This is a genomic window from Enterobacter sp. S-33 (assembly GCF_028735835.1).
Classification (GTDB): domain Bacteria; phylum Pseudomonadota; class Gammaproteobacteria; order Enterobacterales; family Enterobacteriaceae; genus Enterobacter; species Enterobacter vonholyi.
Map to the genome: position 1 here is coordinate 254,899 of NZ_CP117838.1, position 25,060 is coordinate 279,958.

Below are 25,060 nucleotides of genomic sequence, written 5' to 3' on the forward strand. Positions count from 1 at the left end.
TCTGAAAGCGCCTCGCAAAACCTTTTTGCGAGGCGTGACACCTTATCAAGCGCCATTTACACACTACACTTCGCCAATTCATGCGCATTCCGATGGGGGCTCATGCGCACTACTCATGGCTGCACTGCAGGAGCAGTTTCGTGCGCATCAGCGCGCAGAGTGGTTAGCAGAAAATAAAGTTTCTATCGAGGCCATTAACCAGTGGGTTGATGAAAACGGCTCCTTTAGTAACTTTCAGAGGTCGTTCTGATGGATCAATAGGCAGGCATATCGCCAAAAGAGTTAGGCGAGCGTGTCGCCGATCTTACGCAAAACAGTGCTTCATTGCGGGATGCACTCGATTTTTTGATCAACGGTTACTAACACTTTTTTGTCAGCCGCAAGGTAAGGTATATTTCGCCCTTCACAGGAGAAACTATGCTGCCAACTCAATCAACCCGATTAAACAAATACATTAGCGAGAGCGGAATCTGCTCACGTCGCGAGGCTGACCGTTACATTGAACAAGGTAACGTGTTTCTTAACGGCAAACGCGCCACCATCGGCGACCAGGTGGTCCCTGGCGATGTGGTTAAAGTGAATGGTCAGGTCATCGAACCGCGTGATGCTGAAGACCTGGTGTTTATCGCGTTGAACAAACCGGTTGGGATTGTCAGCACCACAGAAGACGGCGAGCGGGACAACATCGTTGATTTCGTGAACCACAGCAGCCGTATCTTCCCGATTGGCCGTCTGGATAAAGACTCTCAGGGGCTGATTTTCCTCACCAACCACGGCGATCTGGTCAACAAGATCCTGCGTGCCGGTAACGATCACGAAAAAGAGTACATTGTGACGGTGAATAAACCGGTCACGGACGACTTTATTCGCGGCATGGGCGCCGGTGTGCCGATCCTCGGTACCGTCACGAAAAAGTGTAAGGTGAAGAAAGAAGCGCCGTTCGCGTTCCGCATTACCCTGGTGCAGGGCTTAAACCGCCAGATCCGCCGCATGTGCGAACATTTCGGTTATGAAGTGACGAAGCTGGAGCGCACGCGCATCATGAACGTCAGCCTGTCCGGTATTCCGCTGGGTGAGTGGCGCGACTTAACGGACGACGAGCTGATCGAGCTGTTCAAGCTTATCGAGAATTCCTCGTCCGAAGCGAAGCCGAAGGCCAAAGCAAAACCGAAAGCTCAGGCGATTAAGCGCCCGGTCGTGAAGGCGCCGCAGGCGGAAGAGAAAGGGCGAGGCAAGCCGGGCAACGGAAAACGCTTTACCCAGCCGGGGCGTAAAAAGAAAGGGCGCTGATTAGCGCCTTCCACGGGTTGATGTGGTGGCGGACCAGGAAAAGGTCGCTTCTGCATCAGGTTTATAAGCCTGCTCTTTTTTCAGCTTGCGGGCCTTTTTCGCCGCGGCGTCACGTTGCGCCATCAGCTTATCGATGTACTCTTTTTTTACCTGATTGGTTTCGGCGTTCGTCAGCGTGCGGCCATGTGCGATACGAGCGCGGTCGAGAAGCGTTTTCAGCTCGCGCTGCTCGGCTTCCGTCATGTCTTTCTGGGTCAAACGTGGTGTAGCCATTGCTGAAGCCTCCTGATGTGGAGGCTTCAGTGTAAAGCAAGCAGCGTAAATTAACCCTGCTTCACCGCATCTTTTTTCGTTTGTTCATCAATCGGTTTGCCGGACCAGTAGCCCGCCAGCAGCGAGCCGGAGAGATTGTGCCAGACGGAGAACAGCGCACCCGGCAGGGCCGCCAGCGGCGAGAAGTAGATTTTACCGAGCGCCGCCGCCAGGCCGGAGTTCTGCATCCCTACCTCAATTGCCAGCGTGCGGCAGGTCGATTCGTCGAAGCCAAACAGCTTCCCGCCCCAGTAGCCGCCCAGCAGGCCAATGGTGTTATGCAGCACCACCGCGACGATCACCACAAAGCCTACGGAAGCAATGTGCGAGGCGGAGCCCGCCACCACGGCGCTGATGATGGCCAGAATACAGACCATCGAAAATGCGGGCAGGTATGGCTCAACGGCCTTCACCACGCGCGGTAAAAGATGGTGAATGACCAGCCCCAGCGCAATCGGGATCACCACGATTTGCAGAATGCTCAGCAGCATTCCCATCACGTCCACCTGAATATGCGCATCCACGTACAGGCGGGTTAACAGCGGTGTGGCAACGACGCCCACCAGCGTGGAGACGGACGAGATAGTGACGGAGAGCGCCACGTCGCCTTTCGCCAGATAGATCATGACGTTGGACGCCGTGCCGCTGGCCACGCTGCCCACCAGCACCATCCCGGCGGAAAGGTCGGGCGGCATCTTAAAGGCCATCGCCAGCAGCCACGCCGCGAGCGGCATCACCAGGTAGTGCAGAAATATCCCTGCCGCGACGGGCGCAGGGCGAGACAGCACGCGTTTGAAGTCGTCGACTTTCAGATGCACGCCCATACCGAACATGATCAGCATCAGCAGCGTGGTGACCCACGGACCAATACCGGTGAACGTGGTGGGCGTGTAATACGCGAGTACGGAAAGCAGCAGCGCCCATAACGGGAACAGCCGCGTAATAGCGGATAACATATTGGATTCCTTGCAGTATTGTCGTGTTGTTTAGTTATAAAAAAGCCGGGTCTGTGCCCGGCTTATAGATATTGTTTATCGTGCTAACGAATTTTATTCAAACAAATTCTGATGAAGTTTCTGCACCACCTGCTCGGCCTGATCGGCTGGCACCAGGAAGCAGAGGTTATAGCTGGACGCACCGTAGCAAATCATGCGGATGTTGAACGGGTCGAGCACGCCAAATACCTCTTTGCCCACGCCGCAGGCGCGCGACAGCTTGTTGCCGATGATGGCAACCAGCGCCAGGTCTTCTTCCACTTCCACGCGGCACAGCTCAGACAGCTCAATCAGCAGCGACTGCGTCAGCAGGGTGTCACCCGTTGAGGTTGAACCGGTGGTGTCCAGCGTTAGCGCAATGCTCACTTCCGAGGTGGTGATCAGATCCACGGAGATGTTGTGGCGTGCCAGAATGCCAAACACTTCCGCCAGGAAACCGCGGGAGTGCAGCATATTGTGACTGTGGAGCGTCACCAGCGTCTGGCGACGGCGCAGGGCTAGGGCGCGGAACAGCGGTGGGTTTTCCGTTTTCTTGCAGACCAGCGTCCCGCCCGCTTTTGGATCTTTACTGGAGCCGACGAAGACCGGGATATCGCTGCGTACGGCAGGCAGCAGCGTGGCCGGGTGCAGCACTTTCGCGCCGAAGGTGGCCATTTCCGCTGCTTCTTCGAAGGCGATCACATCAATACGTTTCGCCGCGGAAACGACGCGCGGGTCGGTGGTGTAAATGCCCGGAACGTCAGTCCAGATATCGACGCGCGTGGCATGCAGGGCTTCGCCCAGCAGCGCGGCGGTGTAGTCGCTGCCGCCGCGGCCAAGCGTGGTGGTGCGGCCTTTCGCTTCGCTGCCGATAAAGCCCTGGGTGATCACGATGCCGTCTGCCAGACGCGGGGCCAGCTGCTGATTGGTCAGTTCCGCCAGCGCCTCAACGTCCGGCTCGGCGCGGCCAAAGCGGTCGCTGGTGCGCATCACTTTACGCACGTCAAACCACTGCGCCTGAACGTTACGCTCGCGCATGATTTCAACAAACAGCAGGGTGGACATCAGCTCGCCGTGGCTGACCAGCTCGTCGGTCAGGGCGGTGGAGGTTGCCAGAGAAGCCGCTTCTGCCAGGGTAGTGATATTTTCCAGCAAACGTTCCACTTCCTCGCGGATGACGTTAGGGTTCTGCAGACGTTCAAGAATGTCGAACTGAATTTTGCGCAGTGCATCCAGCTTCACGAAACGTTCTGTCGCTTCCAGTCCTTCAGACAGAGAAACCAGCAGGTTCGTCACGCCGGCGGAGGCAGACAGCACCACCAGGCGGGTATTCGGATCGGCCAGCACCACATCGGCGCTGCGGTTCATGGCATCGTAATCGGCCACACTGGTGCCGCCAAATTTGGCGACCACAAAACTCGTCATAACAACCTCGTGTCAGGGAATGAATAAGCGACCTTGGCACAAGAGTGAAACGAAAACAGGTGCAGGCGCAAAATACGGCCCTATAAATAAAATGCGGGGGAGGTCCTGTCAATGCTGGGATTATGCGGATTTTTTATGGGGGGGTACCCCTGAGAAACAGGACTTATAACAGGGCCAGATTTTATGCTCCGTTTTAGGGCGTTTTGACCGACATTTATCCGCTCCGGGAGGGCGCTTCAGCAGCTATACTTTTCGGGTCTTTTCACCTGTGTTTGATGCAGGCCAGGGCAATGGCATAAAAACCATCACAATTTTTATTTGCAGGCGCTACAATCGACCGCAGTCACAATTCTCAAATCAGAAGAGTATTGCTAATGAAAAACATCAACCCAACGCAGACCGCTGCCTGGCAGGCACTCCAGAAACATTATGATGAAATGAAAGACGTCACCATCGCGGATCTTTTCGCGAAAGATGCCGATCGTTTCAACAAGTTCTCCGCGACCTTCGACGACCTGATGCTGGTGGATTTTTCTAAAAACCGCATTACCGAAGAGACGCTGGCAAAACTGCAGGATCTGGCGAAAGAGACTGAGCTTGCAGACGCCATCAAATCCATGTTCTCCGGCGAGAAGATCAACCGCACCGAAGATCGTGCCGTGCTGCACGTGGCCCTGCGTAACCGTAGCAATACGCCAATCATCGTTGACGGCAAAGACGTCATGCCGGAAGTGAACGCGGTGCTGGAAAAGATGAAAGCGTTCTCCGAAGCGATTATCTCCGGTAGCTGGAAAGGCTACACCGGCAAACCTATCACCGACGTGGTTAACATCGGTATCGGCGGTTCTGACCTCGGCCCGTTCATGGTGACCGAAGCGCTGCGTCCGTATAAAAACCACCTCAACATGCACTTTGTGTCTAACGTCGATGGTACCCACATCGCCGAAGTGCTGAAGAACGTGAACCCGGAAACCACCCTGTTCCTGGTTGCGTCTAAAACCTTTACCACTCAGGAAACCATGACCAACGCCCACAGCGCGCGCGACTGGTTCCTGAAAACCGCTGGCGACAACAAGCACGTGGCGAAACACTTCGCGGCGCTTTCTACCAACGGTAAAGCCGTCAGCGAGTTCGGTATCGACACCGCGAACATGTTCGAGTTCTGGGACTGGGTTGGCGGCCGCTACTCCCTGTGGTCTGCGATTGGCCTGTCCATCATCCTGTCCGTGGGCTTCGACACCTTCGTTGAGCTGCTCTCCGGCGCGCACGCGATGGACAAACACTTCTCCACCACCGCGCCTGAGAAAAACCTGCCGGTGCTGCTGGCGCTGATCGGGATCTGGTACAACAACTTCTTCGGCGCTGAAACCGAAGCGATCCTGCCGTACGACCAGTACATGCACCGCTTTGCGGCGTACTTCCAGCAGGGCAACATGGAATCCAACGGTAAATACGTTGACCGTAACGGCAACGCGGTGGACTACCAGACTGGTCCAATTATCTGGGGCGAGCCGGGCACTAACGGTCAGCATGCTTTCTACCAGCTCATTCACCAGGGCACCAAAATGGTACCGTGCGATTTCATCGCTCCGGCTATCACCCATAACCCGCTGTCCGACCACCATCCGAAGCTGCTGTCCAACTTCTTCGCCCAGACCGAAGCGCTGGCGTTCGGTAAATCCCGCGAGGTGGTTGAGCAGGAATACCGTGACCAGGGTAAAGATCCGGCAACGCTGGACCACGTGGTGCCGTTCAAGGTGTTTGAAGGCAACCGTCCAACCAACTCCATCCTGCTGCGCGAAATCACGCCGTTCAGCCTGGGCGCGCTGATTGCCCTGTACGAGCACAAAATCTTCACGCAGGGCGCGATCCTGAACATCTTCACCTTTGACCAGTGGGGCGTTGAGCTGGGCAAACAGCTGGCAAACCGTATTCTACCAGAGCTGGGTGACGATAAAGCGATTACCAGCCATGACAGCTCGACCAATGGGTTGATCAACCGTTATAAAGCATGGCGTGCGTAATTAAAACGACATGAAAACGTGCCGGCTTAATGCCGGCATTTTTTTATCGGATAATTCCTGATGTCTGTTATTTAACTCAAATTCTGGATCTGAGTTTAATCCGAAAAAGACGCTTAACCCGTTAATTGCTGCGGTTTATTTTAAGAAAATACGCAGAAATTAGATAATGTAAATATATTATAAGTATTTGTTTTGTATTTCTTTTGTATTTTTTGGATTTGTCCTTCATTTCCATTTTAACCATTATTCCGAAAACCCACTCCCTATTTCCCCTTACGGCAAACCCACGGCATGAGTTGTGTATACTCGATTCCGCCTGAAATTCTTTTCGGGCAAATCTCCATTCATTCATTGAAGGGAAATTGTTATGAAGAAAGTACTGTATGGCATTTTTGCCATATCTGCGCTTGCGGCGACATCTGTTTATGCAGCTCCGGTTCAGGTCGGGGAAGCGGCAGGGTCGGCTGCGACGTCTGCGTCTGCGGGAAGTTCTACCGCAGCCAGCGCCAGCACCGTAAGTTCAGCCGTGGGTGTCGCGCTGGCGGCAACCGGTGGCGGTGATGGCTCCAACACCGGAACCACGACCACCACGACAACCAGCACCCAGTAATAGCGGGTGTTTTAATCATAACCACACTTCGGTGTGGTTATTTCGCCCCTTCGGAGAAGAGTCGTGAAGCGACCTGCAATCATTCTGATTTGCCTGCTGCTGCAGGCGTGCTCGGCCACCACTAAAGGGCTGGGAAATTCACTGTGGGAAAGCATGTTCGGCACGCCGGGCGTACATCTGACCGATGACGAACTTCAGAACATGCCTTATGCCAGTCAGTACATGCAGCTTAACGATGGCCCGCAGCTGTTTGTGGTGCTCGCTTTCGATGAAAACGGGCAGCAGAAATGGGTGACGCAGGATCAGGCCACCATCGTGACGCAGCATGGCCGTATCGTGAAAACCCTGCTGGGCGGCGACAACCTGCTGGAGGTGAATAATCTCGCCGACGACCCGCTGATCAAGCCGAACCAGATCGTCGACGGCGCAGGCTGGACGCGCACGATGGGCTGGACTGAACACAAGCAGGTGCGTTACGCCACGGCACGCTCGACCTTCCGCTGGGACGGCACCGACAGCGTGAAGGTCGGCAGCGACGAAACGCAGGTTCGCGTGCTGGATGAAGAGGTCACTACCGATCGGGCCACCTGGCACAACCGCTTCTGGATTGACGAGGAAGGGCAGATCCGCCAGTCATTACAGTATCTTGGTGCCGGATTCTTTCCGGTCAAAACCACCCTGATCAAGGCGGCGAAATCATGAAAATGCTCATCCACGCTGCGCTTATCGCCAGTTTTGCCGCGCCGCTGGCATGGTCCGCCGGGACTGTGAAAGTCTACACGCCGGACAGTGAAAAACCCAAAACCTTAACCCACGCCGAGCATCTTCTCGATCTCGTCGGACAGCCAAGGCTCGCCAACAGCTGGTGGCCAGGCGCGGTCATCGCTGAACGGCAGAAGACCGTTGAAGCGGAACAGCAGCACAAGGCGCTCCTTGCCAGGCTAACGGGATTAGCGGAGCAGGAAGACGGCGACGACGCGGCGGCGATTAATAGCGTTCGCCAGCAGCTGCAGGCGCTGAAGGTGACGGGCCGACAGAACGTCAATCTTGACCCGGATGACGTGCGGGTCACGGAAAACGGCAACCCGGCGCTGGAAGGGGACTACACGCTCTGGCTTCCGGCGAAGCCGACGACGGTGACCGTGATGGGGCTGATCGGCAGCCCGGGTAACAAGCCCTTTACCCCCGGTCGTGACGTGGCGAGTTATCTCGACGAGCAGAGTCGGCTGAGCGGCGCGGATAACAGCTACGCCTGGGTGATTTACCCCGACGGCCACACGCAAAAAGCCCCCGTTGCTTACTGGAATAAACGTCATATCGAACCCATGCCGGGCAGCATTATTTTTGTCGGTTTTGCCGACCATTTCTGGACGAAGGCGTATGACGGGCTTAACGCCGATATCCTTCACTCCCTGATTCAGCGGATACCGGAATAATGAAAAGAACCTATCTCTACAGCATGCTGGCGCTCTGCGTGAGTGCCGCCTGCCATGCAGAAACGTATCCGGCACCCATTGGCCCGTCTCAGTCAGACTTCGGCGGCGTCGGTTTACTGCAAACGCCCACCGCGCGTATGGCGCGCGAAGGGGAAATTAGCATTAACTACCGTGATAACGACCAGTATCGCTACTACTCGGGGTCAGTGCAGCTGTTCCCGTGGCTTGAAGCCACGCTGCGCTATACCGACGTGCGGACGAAACAATACAGCAGCGTCGAGGCGTTCTCAGGCGATCAGACCTACAAAGATAAAGCCTTCGACGTCAAGCTGCGCCTGTGGGAAGAGAGCTACTGGATGCCGCAGGTCTCCGTGGGCGCCAAAGATATCGGCGGTACCGGCCTGTTTGATGCGGAATACATCGTGGCCAGCAAGGCCTGGGGGCCGTTCGACTTCTCGCTTGGCCTGGGATGGGGCTATCTCGGCACCAGCGGAAACGTGAAAAACCCGTTTTGCTCCTACAGCGATAAATACTGCTACCGCGATAACAGCTATAAGAAAGCGGGCTCCATCAACGGGGATCAGATGTTCCACGGTCCGGCATCGCTGTTTGGCGGTGTGGAGTATCAAACCCCATGGCAGCCGTTACGCCTGAAGCTGGAGTACGAGGGGAATGATTACTCGCAGGACTTCGCCGGGAAGATTGAGCAGAAGAGCAAGTTTAACGTCGGCGCAATTTATCGCGTCACCGACTGGGCCGACGTTAACCTCAGCTACGAGCGCGGCAATACGGTGATGTTCGGCTTCACGCTGCGCACCAACTTTAACGACATGCGGCCGCACTACAATGATAACGCGCGGCCTGCATACCAGCCGGAACCGCAGGATGCGATTCTGCAGCACTCCGTGGTGGCAAACCAGCTGACGCTGCTGAAATACAATGCCGGCCTGGCGGATCCTAAAATTCAGGTGAAAGGCGATACGCTTTACGTCACCGGCGAGCAGGTGAAATACCGCGACTCGCGGGAAGGGATCGAGCGCGCCAACCGGATCATCATGAACGATCTGCCAGAGGGGATCCGCACGATCCGCGTGACGGAGAACCGTCTCAACCTGCCGCAGGTGACGACGGAAACGGATGTTGCCAGCCTTAAGCGCCACCTCGAAGGCGAGCCGCTGGGACATGAAACCGAGCTGGTGCAAAAACGCGTTGAGCCGATCGTGCCAGAAACCACAGAGCAGGGCTGGTATATCGACAAGTCGCGCTTCGATTTCCATATCGATCCGGTGCTGAACCAGTCCGTCGGTGGGCCGGAAAACTTCTACATGTATCAGCTGGGCGTCATGGCGACGGCGGATCTGTGGCTGACCGACCATCTGCTGACCACCGGCAGCCTGTTCGGCAACATCGCCAACAACTACGACAAGTTCAACTACACCAATCCGCCAAAAGACTCGTCGCTGCCGCGCGTGCGTACCCGCGTGCGTGAGTACGTGCAGAACGATGCTTACGTGAACAACCTGCAGGCCAACTACTTCCAGTACTTCGGCAACGGCTTCTACGGCCAGGTGTACGGTGGATATCTGGAAACCATGTACGGCGGCGCGGGGGCGGAAGTGCTTTATCGTCCTGTCGACAGCAACTGGGCGTTCGGGATTGATGCTAACTATGTTAAACAGCGTGACTGGCGCAGCGCGCAGGACATGATGAAGTTCACCGACTACAGCGTCAAAACCGGACACCTGACCGCCTACTGGACGCCGTCGTTCGCGCCTGACGTGCTGGTGAAAGCCAGCGTAGGCCAGTACCTGGCGGGCGATAAGGGCGGTACGCTGGACATCTCCAAACACTTCGATAGCGGCGTCGTGGTGGGCGGCTACGCCACCATTACCAACGTCTCGCCGGACGAATACGGGGAAGGGGACTTCACCAAGGGAGTCTATGTGTCGATTCCGCTGGATCTGTTCTCGTCAGGCCCAACCCGCAGCCGTGCAGCGGTTGGCTGGACGCCGCTGACGCGCGACGGCGGCCAGCAGCTTGGACGTAAGTTCCAGCTGTACGACATGACCAGCGATAAGAACATTAACTTCCGCTGATTCTTTACGCCGGGCGGCACTGCGCTTACCCGGCCTACGGCTTCGTAGGCCGGGTAAGCGCAGTGCCACCGGGAAAATCACAAGCGGCGCAGCAGCCTCGCCGGGTTACCGGCATAGACACCTTTCTCGACAATCGATTTTGTTACCACGCTTCCTGCTCCAATCACCGCCCCGTCGCAGATGGAGACCGCCAGGATGGTGGCACCGCTGCCTATTGATACGTCATTACCCACGGTAATGCGTCCCCAGCTGTTTCGGTCAGCATTGGGTTTGCCTTCGCGGAACATATCGTTGGCAAACATCACCCCATGGCCAATAAAACAGCGTTCGCCTACGGTAACGTACTCGCAAATGAAGGTGTGCGACTGAATTTTGCTGTCGTCGCCAATGTACGTATTGCCCTGGATTTCAACAAACGGGCCGACGAATACGGCGTTGCCCAGCACGCAGTCGTAAAGATTAGTAGGTTCATATACGGTCACATTGTCGCCGCAGGTCACGTTGCGAACCCCGGTTGGTTTACGATCCATCGGTTACCTCCCTACATAAAACATAATTAAAAAATATAGATCTCCGTCACATTTTTGCGTTATACAGAAACCTCGCCCTGGAGAATGAGGTGCTGTATGACATCCCTGACTCGCCCGCGCGTTGAGTTTATCTCAACTATCCTCCAGACCGTGCTGAACCTCGGTCTGTTGAGCCTTGGCCTGATACTGGTCGTCTTTTTGGGTAAAGAGACGGTGCATCTGGCGGATGCGCTGTTTGCCCCTGAACAAACCAGCAAATATGCGCTGGTGGAAGGACTGGTGGTCTACTTTCTCTACTTTGAATTTATCGCCCTGATTGTGAAGTATTTTCAGTCCGGCTTTCACTTCCCACTACGTTATTTTGTCTACATTGGGATCACCGCCATTGTGCGGCTGATCATCGTCGATCATAAATCCCCGCTCGACGTGCTGATCTACTCGGCGGCGATCCTGCTGCTGGTGATCACCCTCTGGCTGTGCAATTCGAAGCGGCTGAAACGGGAATAAAAAAATGGCGCTCCGAAGAGCGCCTAACAACAGTCACAAGTTGGGTCAATACAATACGTCTAAAGTTGAGGGTTGCAGTGGCATAACAAAATGAAACTTAACCTTTCACACCGCCCGCCGTCAGGCCGTTCACCAGCCAGCGCTGCGCCAGCAGGAACACCACGGTAATCGGGATGGCAGAGAGTACGGCCGCCGCGGCAAAGTCGCCCCACAGGTAGTTTTGCGGGTTGAGGTATTGCTGCATACCCACGGCCAGGGTGTAGCTGTTCACATCACGCAGTAACAGTGAGGCAACCGGTACTTCAGTGATCGCAGCGATAAACGACAGGATAAACACCACCGCCAGAATCGGCACCGACAGCGGCAGCAGCACCAGGCGGAACGCCTGCCACGGGGTAGCCCCATCCAGCGCGGCGGCTTCTTCCAGCGAGCCGTCGATGGTTTCGAAATAGCCTTTAATGGTCCACACATGCAGTGCGATACCGCCAAGGTAGGCGAAGATCACGCCGCCGTGGGTGTTCAGGCCGATAAACGGGACGTACTGGCCCAGGCGGTCAAACAGGGCATACAGCGCCACCAGCGACAGCACCGCCGGGAACATCTGGAAAATCAGCATCCCTTTCAGCAGCGTCGCTTTGCCCGGGAAACGCATACGGGCAAAGGCGTAGGCGCAGGTGGTGGACAGCGCCACGATACCAATGGCGGTAATGCCTGCGATTTTCACCGAGTTCCACAGCCACAGCAGCACCGGGAACGGCGGCGGCGTGACGCGGCCATCCGCGTGTTCCACGCTAAAGCCCAGCGCGAGCTTCCAGTGCTCCCAGGAGATTTCGTCCGGGATCAGGCTTCCTGTCGCGAAGTTACCTGAACGCAGGGAGATGGCGATAACCATCAGCAGCGGGAACATGATCGCCGCGATGAAAATCAGCAGGCCTAAGTGCGTCGCCAGGAGGCGCAACTTCTGAGATTTGGGTTGTACCATTGCCATGATCGATGCCCTCCTTAGTCGAATTTCATACGTGTGGCTTTCAGGTTCACAATCGCCAGGGCGCCTACCAGCAGGAAGATCAGGGTGGCAATCGCTGCCGCCAGACCGAAGTCCTGGCCGCCGCCGCCTTCGAAGGCGATACGGTAGGTGTAGCTCACGAGCAGGTCGGTATAGCCTGCCGGCGTCGTAGTGCCGAGGCGGTCCGGGCCGCCGTTGGTCAACAGCTGAATCAGCACGAAGTTGTTAAAGTTAAAGGCGAAGCTGGCAATCATCAGCGGGGTGAGCGGCTTGATGAGCAGCGGCAGCGTAATCTTAAAGAAGTTCTGGAACGGGCCCGCGCCGTCCATTGCCGAAGCTTCGTACAGGTCATCCGGGATGGCCTTCAGCAGCCCCATGCACAGGATCATCATGTACGGATAGCCCAGCCAGGTATTCACGATGATGATCATCGAGCGAGCGGTGGTCGGGTCGCTGAACCAGGCCGGTTTGATGCCGAACAGGGCGCTCAGCATCATGTTGATTTCACCGAAGCTCTGGTTAAACAGCCCTTTGAAAATCAGAATCGAGATAAACGACGGCACGGCATACGGCAGAATCAGCAGCACGCGGTAGATCGCTTTGCCCTTCAGGGATTCCCACTGGACCAGACAGGCCAGAACCATGCCCACGGCAACGGTCAGTATCACCGTCAGCACCGAGAAGACCACCGTCCAGACAAAGATGGCGAAGAAGGGTTTCTGAATGCCTTCGTCGGTAAACACGCGGGTAAAGTTGTCCCAGCCGATGGTGACGGTGTAGCCCGGGCTGAGCTTGTCATCACCCCATTTGCCGTCGGCAGTAATGGACTGATAGAAACCAATGTCGTTATTCGGACGGTACTTCACGCCGCTCTGGTTGTTGGTCAGCGTGCCGTCATCCGCCAGGGTATAGAGCGGTTGGGTGCCGGAGAACTGGCGCAGCGAGCTCATGGTCACTTTGCTTTCATCTGGCAGCACGGCGGTGAGCTGGGTCAGCGCCTGGCGGTTCTGGGTAATGACGCGCAGGTTGGCACGTTCACCTTCCGGCAGGGCCTCGGCCTCTTTTAAGGCCAGCTTCAGCTCGCCGCCAAATTTGAACGCGTCGGAAACGTAGTATTTGCCGCTTGCTTCGTCAGTAAGCGCTAACTTCCACTCGTTCCCCGCAGGATAGAGGCCGAAGTTAAAGGTCTTGCCTGCCTGATATGAGCGATCCAGCAGGACCTGCTGGGCGCGTTCCTGCGCAAGCTGGTTGGTGCTGCTGTAGTTGGTAAACGCAATGGCGATGGTACAAATCAGCGGGAACAGGACAAACAGCCCCATCCCGGCCACGCCCGGGTAGACATAGCGCCAGGCATAGGCTTTACGGTTGGCGAAAATATACAGGCCAGCAGAGCTTAAAATCAGCGTCATGATGGCGAACAGATATTCCCCTTGTACGTACATTAAAACAACAAGGTAACCCACCAGCAGACACAGCAGACCTATCGCTGACCACTTCAGCGCGTCGCTTTGCCACCAGCGTTTCTTTTTAATGACATCCATGGGGTTTTTCCTCTACAACGTTTGATCTTTTCTCCCTCTCCTGGGGGAGAGGGCCGGGGTGAGGGCGTGCGAATAGCGACGACCCTCACCCTAACCCTCTCCCAAAGGGAGAGGGGACTACGTCATTACTTAGTAATACGACCCTGAGCATCTTTCAGCGCGGCATCAACGGTCTGGCGACCGCTTGCAGCGTTGATGACCGCGGTACGGGTGGCGTACCAGAACGCAGCCATCTGTGGGATGTTCGGCATGATTTCGCCTTTCTGGGCGTTATCCATGGTAGCCGCGATACGTGGGTCTTTCGCCAGCTGATCCTGGAAGGATTTCAGCGCAACGGCGCCCAGCGGTTTGTCCTTGTTCACTTCATCCAGACCCTGATCGGTCAGCAGGTAGTTTTCCAGGAACTCTTTCGCCAGCTCTTTGTTCGGGCTGGCGGCGTTGATACCCGCGCTCAGCACGCCAACGAACGGTTTAGACGGCTTGCCTTTGAAGGTTGGCAGCAGCGTCACGCCGTAGTTGATTTTGCTCTTGTCGATGTTGGTCCAGGCCCACGGACCGTTGATGGTCATCGCGGTTTCGCCTTTGTTGAACGCCGCTTCCGCGATGGAGTAATCGGTATCCGCGTTCATGTGTTTGTTCTTGATCAGGTCAACCAGGAAGGTCAGGCCCGCTTTCGCACCTGCGCTGTCGACGCCCACGTCTTTTACGTCGTATTTGCCGTTTTCAAACTTGAACGCGTAACCGCCGTCGGCAGCAATCAGCGGCCAGGTGAAGTACGGCTCTTGCAGGTTGAACATCAGGGCAGATTTACCTTTCGCCTTCAGCTCTTTGTCCAGTTTCGGGATCTCTTCCCAGGTTTTCGGCGGGTTAGGTACCAGGTCTTTGTTATAAATCAGAGACAGGGCTTCAACCGCGACAGGATAAGCGATCAGCTTGCCGTTATAGCGAACAGCGTCCCAGGTGAACGGGAACAGTTTGTCCTGGAAAGCTTTGTCCGGGGTGACTTCAGCCAGCAGGCCAGACTGCGCGTAACCACCGAAACGGTCATGCGCCCAGAAGATGATGTCCGGGCCGTCGCCGGTTGCCGCAACCTGCGGGAATTTCTCTTCCAGTTTGTCCGGGTGTTCTACGGTAACTTTGATGCCGGTGTCTTTCTCGAATTTTTTGCCCACTTCGGCCAGGCCGTTATAGCCTTTGTCGCCGTTAATCCAGATAACCAGTTTGCCTTCTTCAATTTTGGCGAGCGCCGGTGCGGAAATCATCATTGCTGCGAGGGCGGACAATGCGAAAACGCGTGCGCCAGTCTTGATATTCATAGCTGCCATCCTTTTTGGTGATGTCTCATGGTATGACTTCAGTGGTTCAACGTGTCTCAGTCTCCTTATTTGACATCCTCTTTCCATCCTCCCAACCCCTACGCCCCGCCCCCCGTTTGTGTGATCTCCGTTGCATAAATTTAAGTTATGAGTGCTGGCGCACATAAAAACCCACCGAATTTTGCAGGCGGCTTCACGAATTTTGCCTCAGCCCTCCCACGGCGGTCGCAGAGCCTGCTCTCTCATCCTCCCGCCTCCTCCCCCATAAAAAAGGCGGGGGGTGGAGGATTCGGGAAAGTAATGGATACCCCATAGTGAACTTATCTTGAATGTTTCTGTCGGTGACAGGTTGTAACGAAGGGAGAAGGGCATGGCGAGCGTACAGCTGCGTAATGTAACGAAAGCCTGGGGTGACGTTGTGGTGTCCAAAGACATCAATCTGGACATCAACGAAGGCGAATTCGTGGTGTTTGTTGGCCCATCAGGCTGTGGTAAATCTACTCTGCTGCGTATGATTGCCGGTCTTGAAACCATCACCAGCGGCGACCTGCTGATTGGTGATACCCGAATGAATGACATCCCGCCTGCCGAACGTGGCGTAGGCATGGTGTTCCAGTCTTATGCACTCTATCCCCATCTTTCCGTTGCCGAGAACATGTCCTTTGGCCTGAAGCTGGCCGGCGCGAAGAAAGAGGTCATTAACCAGCGCGTGACGCAGGTAGCTGAAGTATTACAGCTGGCGCACCTGCTGGAGCGAAAGCCGAAAGCGCTTTCCGGCGGTCAGCGTCAGCGCGTGGCGATTGGCCGTACCCTGGTCGCCGAGCCGCGCGTCTTCCTGCTCGACGAACCGCTTTCCAACCTGGATGCCGCCCTGCGCGTCCAGATGCGTATCGAAATCTCCCGTCTGCACAAGCGTCTTGGCCGCACGATGATTTACGTCACCCACGATCAGGTCGAAGCGATGACCCTCGCCGACAAAATCGTGGTGCTGGATGCCGGTCGCGTGGCGCAGGTGGGTAAACCGCTGGAGCTGTATCACTACCCGGCAGACCGCTTTGTTGCGGGCTTCATTGGCTCGCCAAAGATGAACTTCCTGCCCGTCAAAGTGACCGCGACAGCCATTGAACAGGTACAGGTGGAGCTGCCAAACCGCCAGCAGGTCTGGCTGCCGGTCGACAGCGCCAACGTACAGGTCGGGGCAAACATGTCCCTCGGTATTCGTCCTGAGCATCTGCTGCCGAGCCACATCGCTGATGTGACCCTGGAAGGCGACGTTCAGGTCGTCGAACAGCTTGGTCACGAAACACAGATTCATATCCAGATCCCCGCCATCCGTCAGAACCTGGTCTACCGCCAGAATGACGTGGTGTTGGTAGAAGAGGGTGCCACATTCGCTATCGGCTTGCCGCCAGAGCGTTGCCATCTGTTCCGTGAGGATGGCACTGCATGTCGTCGGTTGCATAAAGAGCCAGGCGTTTAAGCAATCCCAAAAGAAAACACGAAACCGACAGGTGAAGTGTTCAAAGAAAAGCAATGATCTCAGGAGATAGAATGATGATTACTCTGCGCAAACAAGTCCCTCTGGCAATCGCCATTGCGGCAGGCATCCTGTCTGCCCAGGCGGGTGCTGTAGATTTTAAAGGTTATGCTCGTTCTGGCATCGGCTGGACCGGGAGTGGTGGTGAACAACAATGTTTCCAGACCACCGGTGCGGATTCTAAATATCGTCTTGGTAACGAGTGTGAAACCTATGCGGAAGTTAAATTAGGCCAGGAAGTGTGGAAAGAAGCGGACAAGAGCTTCTATTTCGATTCCAACATCGCCTATAAAACTGCTCAGCTTAACGACTGGGAAGACAGTAACACGCCAGCAGTGCGTGAGTTTAACGTCGTAGGTAAAAACCTGATTGATTCACTGCCAGGGGCAAATATTTGGGCAGGTAAGCGTTTCTATCAACGTCATGACGTTCACATGATCGACTTCTACTACTGGGATATTTCTGGTCCTGGTGCAGGTCTGGAAAACGTTGATGTCGGTATAGGTAAACTCTCTCTCGCAGCAACTCGTTCTTCTGAATCCGGCGGCTCCTCGGCTTTTGGCGATCGCGATCCGAATACCGGTCTGCGTACCTATAACAACAAAGTGCCAAACGACGTGTTTGATGCGCGTTTAGCCGGTATGGAAATTAACCCGGGCGGTACTCTGGAACTGGGTGTTGACTACGGCCATACCAACATTCCTGACGATTACTACCTGCAGCCTGGTGCATCGAAAGATGGCTGGATGTTCACTGCAGAACACACCCAGAGCATGATGAAAGGCTTCAACAAGTTTGTGGTGCAGTACGCCACCGACTCCATGATTTCTCAGGGTAAAGGTCAGGCGCGTGGGGGTGCTGTTGATAATGACGGCAGCCTGATCCGTATCCTCGACCACGGTGCGATCACGCTGGCGGATAAATGGGACCTGATGTACGTCGGTATGTATCAGGATATCGATCGTGACAACAATCAAGGTACCACCTGGTACACCGTGGGCGTGCGTCCAATGTACAAATGGACGCCTATCATGAGCACCTTGCTGGAAGTGGGATATGACAACGTCAAATCTCAGCAAACCGGCGATCGTAACGACCAATACAAAATCACTCTGGCACAACAGTGGCAGGCGGGTGACAGCATCTGGTCCCGTCCAGCGATTCGCGTGTTTGCTACCTACGCCAAGTGGGATGAGAAATGGGGTTACGTGAAGACCGACTCTGAGGGTAACTTCTCTTCCACTGCTGCAAGCAACAGCACTGTAACTCCGTTCGGTACGACCAGCCGTGGTGACAGCGATGAGTGGACCTTCGGTGCTCAGATGGAAATCTGGTGGTAATTTTAGACGTTAATGTATTTAAAAGAGGGGCTTAGGCCCCTCTAACTCATAACGCATTTCTCGGAAAGTATGCGCTATTGCCTGGCTACCATGCTTTCGAATAATGAGGTCATAACGATGAAAAAAAGTCTCTTAGCACTCTGTCTGACGGCGGGCATGTTTGCTGCATTACCAGCAGTGAGCTTGGCTGATGTCAATATCGTTCCGCAGAACACGACTGCTGCGCCTGCGATCCCCTCTGCCACACTGCAAAGTCTGAACTGGGTGCCCGTGAATGTGGCACAAACCCAGACCATCGAGTTGGGGAATACAGGACAGACCCTGAATGTACCGGGAATTTCAGGACCGGTTGCTGCATGGAGTGTCCCTGCAAATGTGGGTGAGTTAACGTTAACGCTTGTCAGTGAAGCCGACAAAACACCCTCTGTATTTGCACCAAACGTGTTAGTGCTTGATCAAAACATGTCGCCTTCAGCTTTTTTCCCAAGCAGTTATTTTACCTATCAGAAACCCGGCGTCATGTCGGCTGACCGCCTTGAGGGCATACTGAAACTGACACCCGCTTTAGGCCAGCAAAAGATTTATATCCTCGCGTTTACTACGCCCGAAGATCTGCAGCGCACCACCAAAATGATTGATCCGGCAAAATCCTATGCTCAGGGGGCGGGTAACGCTATTCCTGATATTCCTGATCCGGTCGCTCGCCACGTGACGAACGGTACGCTAAAACTCAAAGTTCAAACAAACACCAGCTCCAGTATTCTGGTCGGGCCGTTATTCGGATCCTCTGGCCCTGCTGCTGTCACCGTTGGCAACACTGCGGCACCTGCACCTGCCTATACCGCACCCGCTGCCACGGCAGCCGCACCGGTAGCGACTGCAGCGCCTGCCCCGGCGAAGAAAGCCGAGCCGGTACTGAACGACACCGAAGAGTACTTCAACAACGCCATTAAGCAGGCGGTGAAGCGCGGCGATGTCGATAAAGCGCTGAAGCTGCTTGATGAAGCCGAACGTTTAGGTTCAACCACTGCCCGTTCCACCTTTATCAGCAGTGTAAAAGGCAAGGGGTAACCGTTTCCCCACAGTGCTGATTTGTTAGTAGTTTGGTGCGCCTGAGTGGGCGCACTTTTTTTCGTATCGGCCAGGCTGTTGCGCCCATGTTGCGATCGTGATCGTTAAATAACGTTTGGCCCCCCTCAATCCGTGTTTCTGCGATACAATGCCATTACGTTATGTATCGGAGAGTCTGGCATGTCACACCCTGCGCTAACGCAACTGCGTGCGCTGCGCTATTTCGACCAAATACCTGCGCTTGATCCGCAGCAGCTGGACTGGTTGCTGCTGGAAGATTCCATGACGAAACGTTTTGAGCAACAGGGTAAAACGGTCACGGTGACCCTGATTCAGGAAGGGTTTGTCTCTGGCGATGAGATCGCCAACGAGCTGCCGCTGCTGCCGCCCGAGCCACGTTACTGGCTGCGCGAAATTTTGCTCTGTGCCGATGGCGAGCCGTGGCTTGCCGGACGGACGGTAGTGCCCGAGTCCACCCTTTCCGGGCCAGAACTGGCACTGCAACGTCTGGGGAAAACGCCTCTGGGGCGTTACCTTTTCACCTCGTCTGAGCTTACCCGGGATTTTATTGAGATTGGTCGTGATGCTGAACTGTGGGGGCGTCGTTCCCGCCTTCGCCTGAGCGGTAAACCGTTAATACTGACGGAGCTTTTTTTACCGGCATCACCGTTGTACTAAGAGGAAGAAAAAATGGAGTGGAGCCTGACGCAGAATAAGCTGTTGGCGTATCACCGCTTAATGCGTACCGATAAACCCATTGGCGCGTTGCTGCTGCTGTGGCCGACCCTCTGGGCGCTGTGGCTTGCCACGCCGGGCGTGCCGCCGCTGTGGATCCTGGGCGTGTTCGTTGCCGGCGTCTGGCTGATGCGCGCGGCGGGCTGCGTGGTGAATGACTATGCCGATCGTAAATTCGACGGTCATGTTAAGCGTACTGCCGGTCGTCCGTTACCCAGCGGGCAGGTCACCGGGAAAGAAGCCCGCGTGCTGTTTATTGTTCTGGTGCTGCTCTCTTTCCTGCTGGTGTTAACCCTGAACACCATGACCATTTTGCTTTCCGTTGCGGCGCTGGCCCTGGCCTGGGTTTATCCGTTTATGAAGCGCTATACCCACCTGCCTCAGGTGGTGCTGGGCGCGGCGTTTGGCTGGTCGATTCCGATGGCGTTTGCGGCGGTTAGTGAGTCCTTACCGCTCAGCTGCTGGCTGATGTTCCTGGCGAACATTCTCTGGGCGGTGGCTTACGACACGCAATATGCAATGGTAGACCGCGACGATGACCTGAAAATCGGCATCAAATCCACCGCCATCCTCTTTGGTCGTCACGACAAGCTGATTATCGGTATCCTGCAGGTCGCGGTATTGGCGCTGATGGTGGCGATTGGCCGCCTGAACGGGCTGAACTGGGCGTTTTACTGGTCCGTGCTGGTGGCGGGGCTGCTGTTTGCTTATCAGCAGAAGCTGATCGCTAAGCGTGAACGTGATGTCTGCTTCAAGGCGTTTATGAACAATAACTACGTCGGTCTGGTGCTGTTTTTAGGCCTGGCGATGAGCTATTTCTTATAAAAAAGTCGGGTGGCGGCTTCGTCTTACCCGATCCACGATCTGGCAGGAAATGTAGGCCCGGTAGCGTTAGCGCCACCGGGCGTTTTTTTACCGGCGACGCAGCAGCCGAAGCGCGTTCGCCGTCACCAGCACCGTTGCCCCCGTATCCGCCAGCACCGCCAGCCACAGTCCGGTCATGCCGAGCAGGGTCGTCACCAGGAAAATCCCCTTCAGCCCGAGCGCGATGCCGATGTTCTGACGGATATTGGCCCGCGTCGCGCGCGCAAGATCGATCATCTGGGCCAGCCCGGTCAGGCGGTTGTGGGTCAGCGCCGCGTCGGCGGTCTCCAGCGCCACGTCAGTACCGCTACCCATCGCAATACCAATGGTGGACGCTTTCATCGCCGGGGCATCGTTGATCCCGTCACCGACCATTGCCAGCGGCGCCTGAGCGTTCAGTTCCGTCACCGCGCTGACCTTATCCGCAGGCAGCAATCCGGCTTTAAACGCCAGCCCCAGCTCACCGGCAATCGCTGCCGCCGCGCGAGGGTTATCACCGGTGAGAATCACGCCCTTCACGCCCAGCTGATGCAGCGCCGCCACGGCCTCTTTTGCGTCATCGCGCAGGGTGTCGCGTAGCGCCAGCATCCCTTTTGCGGTGCCGTCCTGCATGACGGTCACGACCGTCTGTCCGGTCTGTTCTAACGTCTCCACCTCTGGAGTAGAAGACTTACCCGCCGCGACAATCAGCACCTTTTTACCGTCAACGGTGGCTTCAATCCCTGACCCTACCAGCGCCCGCTGGGCGGTTGCCGGAGGTATGTTTAGTCCGCGCGACTGCGCTTCACGCACAATCGCCTGCGCCAGCGGATGGGTGGAGCCCTGTTCAACGGCGGCGGCCAGGGTCAGCAGTTCATCCTCACTGATATCCTGCGGATACACGCCGGTCACCTGCGGCTTGCCCACGGTCAGCGTACCGGTTTTATCAAAAGCGATATGCTGGACCTGGCTGAGCTGCTCCAGCGCCGCGCCGCCCTTAATCAGCGCCCCGCGACGTGCCGCAGCCGCCAGACCGGACGTAATCGCCGCCGGGGTGGAAATCACCAGCGCGCATGGGCAGCCGATCAGAAGCAGCGTCAGCCCTTTATAAATCCAGCCCTCCCACGGCGCGCCAAAGAACAGCGGTGGGACGACGGTAACCAGCAGGGCCACCAGCATAATGGCGGGCGTGTAGATCCGGCTGAAGCGGTCGATAAAGCGTTCGACCGGCGCGCGGCGCTCCTCAGCCTCTTCAATCAGCTTCAGGATACGGTCGATGGCGCTGTCGCCTGGCTCGGAAAGCACGGTGAGCTGTACCAGACGATCGACGCTGGTGGCGCCTGCAGGCACTTTTTCACCCGCCTCACGTTCAACCGGAATGGACTCGCCGGTCAGGGCGCTTTCATCAAAGCTTGCGGTGGCGGTAAGCAGCGCGCCGTCTGCAGGCAGGCGTCCGCCTGCCGCGACTTCTATCACGTCGCCCGGACGCAGCGTAGTGATGGCGACCGTTTCACGCGTACCGTTTACCACGCGAATGGCGGTTTCCGGCTTCAGCGCCATCAGCGCGCTGACCCCTTTACGCGCCCGGCTCGCCGCCCAGCCCTCAAGACGTTCGCCGATTAAGAACAGCAGCAGCACCATCGCCGCTTCTGCCGTCGCGCCAATGAACAGCGCGCCGATGGCCGCCACGCTCATCAGCGTTTCGATGGCAAACCAGCTGCCGCTTTTCATCAGGCGCAGCGCCTGACGGGCAATCGGGAACAGACCGACCAGGGTGGTGGCGATAAACGCCAGATTGCCGAACGGGTGGTTAATCTGCTCCAGACCCCAGCTCAGGGACATCATGATGATGAGGGTAATGAGCGGCAGGTTTTCTTTCAGGGAGGAGACTTTTTCAATGGGCGCCGTTTCGCTGCGCAGGGTATAACCCGCCTTGCTGACGGCGGCTTCAACCTGCTTGCTGACGTCGTTATCGGCGCTAACCAGCAGCTTTTCGGTGGCGAACAGCACCTGAACGTGACTCACGCCCGGCACCTGTTTGACGGCGTTTTCCACTTTGCGCGCGCAGGCGGCGCAGTCCATGCCGTTGACGACCCAGCTGTAGCGGTTGCCGCTTTCAGAAAGGGGTTGAGTTTGCGTTTCGCACGCGCCTTCGCAGCAGCAGTCGTCTTTCGACGGAGCCGGGCTGAGCTTAAGTGCCGAGAATTGAGGAACTTTTTTAGGTATTTCTGGAGTCGACATGGCAGTCTCCGGCAATGATAATTTTCTCATTAACCGCAGCATACACTCTGGAGTCGACTCCAGAGTCAAGCGCTATTTAGATATACAGCGAACGCACAATAAGGAAATGCCCGGCAAAGTAACAGGCGGCGGCAATCGCGTTATCCGCCCGGAAGCGGCGGCGATAGTGGCTGCCCAGCCAGACGACGTTCCCGATCAGCAGCAGTGCGGCGCCGAAGAACGCTGACATCGCCGGAGCGGTCGGACGAAAGAACCACAGTTCACCTGCCAGCCATACCATTACCAGCGTCATGGCGATAAACGTACAAACCGGCAAACGCATCTCTTCCAGACGCGACCAGATCACCGCGATCAGCAGGGCGCCAATCACCAGCAGGACCAGCGGCAGCGGCCAGAAGAAAGAGAGCGTCATCTGGCTGGCGAAGTAGATGGTATACAGCAGATGCGACAGGAAAAATGCCCCTACGGCATACAGCAGGCGCTGGCGCGGCAGCAGGGTCAGGGCATCGCCAATCAGAGAGGCGCACAGCCCGGCGAGCACCAGATAGCTGACGGCGTTAAACATTGGCGCTTGCCAGGCCAGCAGAAGCAGGAGCAGCAGCGTGACCGGTTTAAACAACCAGCGCTGCCAGGTGGGACCACGGTACGACGCATCGACATAAAGCCATGCGGAAAAACAGACAGCGATAAATGACCAAAGCATATTAACTCCCTGTATCTGTTAAGCCTGAATAATCAGTTTCTGATCCAGTGTAGTGACGCGGGCGGGCGTTTGGCAATGGTGGGGAAGGCAAGGTATCCTGAATTCCGCATAATCTGATGGGATTTTTCAATGAGCAAGATGCCGCTTTTTTTCATTATCGTGGTGGCGATTATCGTCATTGCCGCCTCGTTCCGTTTCGTGCAGCAGCGCCGCGAGAAGGCGGATAACGATGCCGCACCGCTGATGCAAAAGCGCGTGGTGGTGACGAACAAACGCGAAAAACCGCTCAATGACCGCCGCTCGCGCAAGCAGCAGGTGTCGCCTGCGGGCACAACAATGCGCTATGAAGCGAGCTTTAAGCCGGAAACGGGCGGCCTTGAGATGACCTTCCGCCTGGAGGCGCAACAGTACCACCAGCTGACGGTGGGAGAGAGAGGAACGCTGAGTTACAAAGGGTCGCGGTTTGAAGATTTTAGGGCTGAGTAATGCGCGATCGTTTCCCTCTCCCTGTGGGAGAGGGTTAGGGTGAGGGCATCAGGCCGCACCTTACTTCTTCACCTGCGCCTTAAACTTCTTCATCCACACCAGCAGCTCAAACACGCCGAAAATAAAGACGCGCAGCTGCTGCCAGCCCGTCATCTGCGGGCCGTCTTTCGGCAGGCCGTTTTTCAGCATCACCATCTGCAGGGCGTGCATAAACGACGTGAAAATCAGCGCCACGTTAACGAAAATGTTCATCGGGCGCGGGAACGGATGCACCAGATTCAGAATCAAGAACGCCCAGACGCCCAGCATCAGCAAGCGTCCCAGGTTAATCAGTACCGGCATCGGATCCTCCTTGTGCCTGACGGTGATAAAGACGATAAGCAACCTGACCTGCCACTTTTTCACGGTGCAGATCCCAGTGGGCGGGAACCGGCGGTAAACCGTTTTCCACTTCGCTTTCAACATAAATTAGCGCGTCATCCGCCAGCCAGCCGTTTTGCTCCAGCAGGGATAACGTCTCTTCAAGCAGCCCCTTGCGGAACGGCGGGTCGACAAACACCACGTTATGCGGCGTGCCCTTTTGCGCGAGGAAGCTCAGCGTGTTGGTGTTCACCACTTTGGCGTTGCTCGCCTTCAGCGTCGCCAGATTTTGCTGCAGCGTCTGCGCAACGCCGCGCTCCATCTCCAGCAGCGTGGCGCTGGCGGCATAGCGCGACAGCGCTTCCAGCCCGAGGGCGCCGCTTCCGGCGAAGCAGTCCAGGCAGTGGGCGTCTACCATAGACGGAGCCAGCCAGTTAAACAGCGTCTCGCGCACGCGGTCGGTAGTTGGGCGTAAACCGGGGCTGTTCGGCACCGGTAATTTCCGGCCTCGCCACTGACCGCCGATAATACGAATTTGACCGGCCGGGGCGCGGTTGGGTTTCTTCATCTCAGGAAAGCTCTGTTAACAATTGGCCTGCGATTGCGGGCGGTGATGTCAATTAAGTAAAGTGTTAGACTATTTCATCATTTTTTTAGCTTCCATGTATATAGCGCCG

General features: G+C 56.2%; 24 protein-coding genes and 1 pseudogene. 14 read left to right on the forward strand and 11 right to left on the reverse strand.

Features of this window, described 5'->3' with window-relative positions; all coding sequences use genetic code 11:
• Positions 1-106: 106 nt before the first annotated feature.
• Together PUP35_RS01135 and rluF are read left to right on the forward strand one after the other, a co-directional pair.
• Positions 107-250 (forward strand): annotated as a pseudogene (locus tag PUP35_RS01135) (type II toxin-antitoxin system CcdA family antitoxin); the annotation flags it as partial.
• Positions 251-417: 167 nt separating this feature from the next.
• Positions 418-1,290 carry a 23S rRNA pseudouridine(2604) synthase RluF gene (gene rluF, locus PUP35_RS01140; RefSeq protein ID WP_032644660.1) on the forward strand — a complete coding sequence of 291 codons (873 nt, stop codon included), beginning with the start codon at positions 418-420 and terminating at the stop codon, positions 1,288-1,290.
• Here rluF and PUP35_RS01145 read toward each other — a convergent pair whose 3' ends face one another.
• The 3 genes from PUP35_RS01145 to lysC all read right to left on the reverse strand — a co-directional run bounded on the left by PUP35_RS01145 (position 1,291) and on the right by lysC (position 4,001).
• Positions 1,291-1,563, reverse strand: coding sequence for a DUF3811 domain-containing protein (locus PUP35_RS01145; protein ID WP_023309994.1), 273 nt, complete (start codon positions 1,561-1,563; stop codon positions 1,291-1,293). It lies immediately after the preceding gene.
• Between the two features lie 50 nt (positions 1,564-1,613).
• The gene (panS, locus tag PUP35_RS01150; protein ID WP_274241683.1) at positions 1,614-2,558 is read right to left on the reverse strand and encodes a ketopantoate/pantoate/pantothenate transporter PanS; all 945 of its coding nucleotides are present in this window, start codon (positions 2,556-2,558) and stop codon (positions 1,614-1,616) included.
• Positions 2,559-2,651: 93 nt separating this feature from the next.
• Entirely contained in the window at positions 2,652-4,001 is a 1,350-nt protein-coding gene (gene lysC, locus PUP35_RS01155; RefSeq protein WP_033144379.1) for a lysine-sensitive aspartokinase 3, read from the reverse strand.
• 374 nt (positions 4,002-4,375) lie between these two features.
• Between lysC and pgi the strand changes: the two genes are divergently transcribed.
• The 5 genes from pgi to PUP35_RS01180 all read left to right on the forward strand — a co-directional run bounded on the left by pgi (position 4,376) and on the right by PUP35_RS01180 (position 10,167).
• A complete protein-coding gene (pgi, locus tag PUP35_RS01160) occupies positions 4,376-6,025 on the forward strand; it encodes a glucose-6-phosphate isomerase (RefSeq protein ID WP_274241687.1) in 1,650 nt (549 codons plus the stop codon).
• 367 nt (positions 6,026-6,392) lie between these two features.
• Entirely contained in the window at positions 6,393-6,635 is a 243-nt protein-coding gene (gene yjbE, locus PUP35_RS01165; protein ID WP_008503423.1) for an exopolysaccharide production protein YjbE, read from the forward strand.
• A 63-nt stretch (positions 6,636-6,698) separates the two neighbouring features.
• Positions 6,699-7,337, forward strand: coding sequence for a YjbF family lipoprotein (locus PUP35_RS01170; RefSeq protein ID WP_115876948.1), 639 nt, complete (start codon positions 6,699-6,701; stop codon positions 7,335-7,337).
• On the forward strand, positions 7,334-8,071 hold the full coding sequence (locus PUP35_RS01175) for a capsule biosynthesis GfcC family protein (protein ID WP_274241690.1): 738 nt from the start codon (positions 7,334-7,336) through the stop codon (positions 8,069-8,071). The genes PUP35_RS01170 and PUP35_RS01175 overlap by 4 nt, the downstream gene beginning before the upstream one ends.
• Positions 8,071-10,167, forward strand: coding sequence for a YjbH domain-containing protein (locus tag PUP35_RS01180; protein ID WP_274241692.1), 2,097 nt, complete (start codon positions 8,071-8,073; stop codon positions 10,165-10,167). Before PUP35_RS01175 ends, PUP35_RS01180 begins: the two co-directional genes overlap by 1 nt.
• Before the next feature lie 77 nt (positions 10,168-10,244).
• On the opposite strand, the gene PUP35_RS01185 is transcribed toward PUP35_RS01180, so the two are convergent.
• A complete protein-coding gene (locus PUP35_RS01185) occupies positions 10,245-10,697 on the reverse strand; it encodes an acyltransferase (RefSeq protein WP_271369657.1) in 453 nt (150 codons plus the stop codon).
• Positions 10,698-10,793: 96 nt separating this feature from the next.
• On the opposite strand from PUP35_RS01185, the gene psiE reads away from it, so the two are divergent.
• Positions 10,794-11,204, forward strand: coding sequence for a phosphate-starvation-inducible protein PsiE (psiE, locus tag PUP35_RS01190; protein WP_115876945.1), 411 nt, complete (start codon positions 10,794-10,796; stop codon positions 11,202-11,204).
• A gap of 97 nt (positions 11,205-11,301) precedes the next feature.
• On the opposite strand, the gene malG is transcribed toward psiE, so the two are convergent.
• From malG to malE, 3 genes are all read right to left on the reverse strand, one after another.
• A complete protein-coding gene (gene malG / locus PUP35_RS01195) occupies positions 11,302-12,192 on the reverse strand; it encodes a maltose ABC transporter permease MalG (protein ID WP_023310002.1) in 891 nt (296 codons plus the stop codon).
• A gap of 14 nt (positions 12,193-12,206) precedes the next feature.
• Positions 12,207-13,751, reverse strand: a complete 1,545-nt coding sequence (gene malF, locus PUP35_RS01200; RefSeq protein ID WP_274241695.1) for a maltose ABC transporter permease MalF — start codon at positions 13,749-13,751, stop codon at positions 12,207-12,209.
• A gap of 125 nt (positions 13,752-13,876) precedes the next feature.
• Positions 13,877-15,067 carry a maltose/maltodextrin ABC transporter substrate-binding protein MalE gene (gene malE, locus PUP35_RS01205; protein ID WP_045909150.1) on the reverse strand — a complete coding sequence of 397 codons (1,191 nt, stop codon included), beginning with the start codon at positions 15,065-15,067 and terminating at the stop codon, positions 13,877-13,879.
• Positions 15,068-15,437: 370 nt separating this feature from the next.
• On the opposite strand from malE, the gene malK reads away from it, so the two are divergent.
• The 5 genes from malK to ubiA all read left to right on the forward strand — a co-directional run bounded on the left by malK (position 15,438) and on the right by ubiA (position 20,575).
• Positions 15,438-16,547: a maltose/maltodextrin ABC transporter ATP-binding protein MalK gene (malK, locus tag PUP35_RS01210; protein WP_023310005.1), complete on the forward strand. Its 1,110-nt coding sequence runs from the start codon at positions 15,438-15,440 to the stop codon at positions 16,545-16,547.
• Positions 16,548-16,618: 71 nt separating this feature from the next.
• A complete protein-coding gene (locus PUP35_RS01215) occupies positions 16,619-17,944 on the forward strand; it encodes a maltoporin (RefSeq protein WP_047173657.1) in 1,326 nt (441 codons plus the stop codon).
• Between the two features lie 111 nt (positions 17,945-18,055).
• On the forward strand, positions 18,056-19,015 hold the full coding sequence (gene malM, locus PUP35_RS01220) for a maltose operon protein MalM (RefSeq protein ID WP_133295391.1): 960 nt from the start codon (positions 18,056-18,058) through the stop codon (positions 19,013-19,015).
• A gap of 180 nt (positions 19,016-19,195) precedes the next feature.
• Positions 19,196-19,693 (forward strand): chorismate lyase, encoded by a 498-nt coding sequence (gene ubiC / locus PUP35_RS01225; RefSeq protein ID WP_274241701.1) that lies wholly within the window; start codon positions 19,196-19,198, stop codon positions 19,691-19,693.
• A 12-nt stretch (positions 19,694-19,705) separates the two neighbouring features.
• Positions 19,706-20,575: a 4-hydroxybenzoate octaprenyltransferase gene (gene ubiA / locus PUP35_RS01230; RefSeq protein ID WP_274241703.1), complete on the forward strand. Its 870-nt coding sequence runs from the start codon at positions 19,706-19,708 to the stop codon at positions 20,573-20,575.
• 87 nt (positions 20,576-20,662) lie between these two features.
• Here the strand turns inward: ubiA and zntA are convergent, their stop codons facing one another.
• Together zntA and PUP35_RS01240 are read right to left on the reverse strand one after the other, a co-directional pair.
• On the reverse strand, positions 20,663-22,834 hold the full coding sequence (gene zntA, locus PUP35_RS01235) for a Zn(II)/Cd(II)/Pb(II) translocating P-type ATPase ZntA (protein WP_274241705.1): 2,172 nt from the start codon (positions 22,832-22,834) through the stop codon (positions 20,663-20,665).
• A 76-nt stretch (positions 22,835-22,910) separates the two neighbouring features.
• On the reverse strand, positions 22,911-23,537 hold the full coding sequence (locus tag PUP35_RS01240) for a lysoplasmalogenase (protein ID WP_024906687.1): 627 nt from the start codon (positions 23,535-23,537) through the stop codon (positions 22,911-22,913).
• A 129-nt stretch (positions 23,538-23,666) separates the two neighbouring features.
• Here PUP35_RS01240 and PUP35_RS01245 point away from each other — a divergent pair, with 129 nt between their 5' ends.
• Positions 23,667-24,023, forward strand: a complete 357-nt coding sequence (locus PUP35_RS01245) for a DUF2500 domain-containing protein (protein ID WP_274241708.1) — start codon at positions 23,667-23,669, stop codon at positions 24,021-24,023.
• Between the two features lie 60 nt (positions 24,024-24,083).
• Here the strand turns inward: PUP35_RS01245 and PUP35_RS01250 are convergent, their stop codons facing one another.
• Positions 24,084-24,365, reverse strand: coding sequence for a DUF1145 family protein (locus tag PUP35_RS01250; protein WP_010436509.1), 282 nt, complete (start codon positions 24,363-24,365; stop codon positions 24,084-24,086).
• Positions 24,349-24,951, reverse strand: a complete 603-nt coding sequence (gene rsmD, locus PUP35_RS01255) for a 16S rRNA (guanine(966)-N(2))-methyltransferase (RefSeq protein WP_274241710.1) — start codon at positions 24,949-24,951, stop codon at positions 24,349-24,351. The genes PUP35_RS01250 and rsmD overlap by 17 nt, the downstream gene beginning before the upstream one ends.
• Positions 24,952-25,060 lie beyond the last annotated feature (109 nt).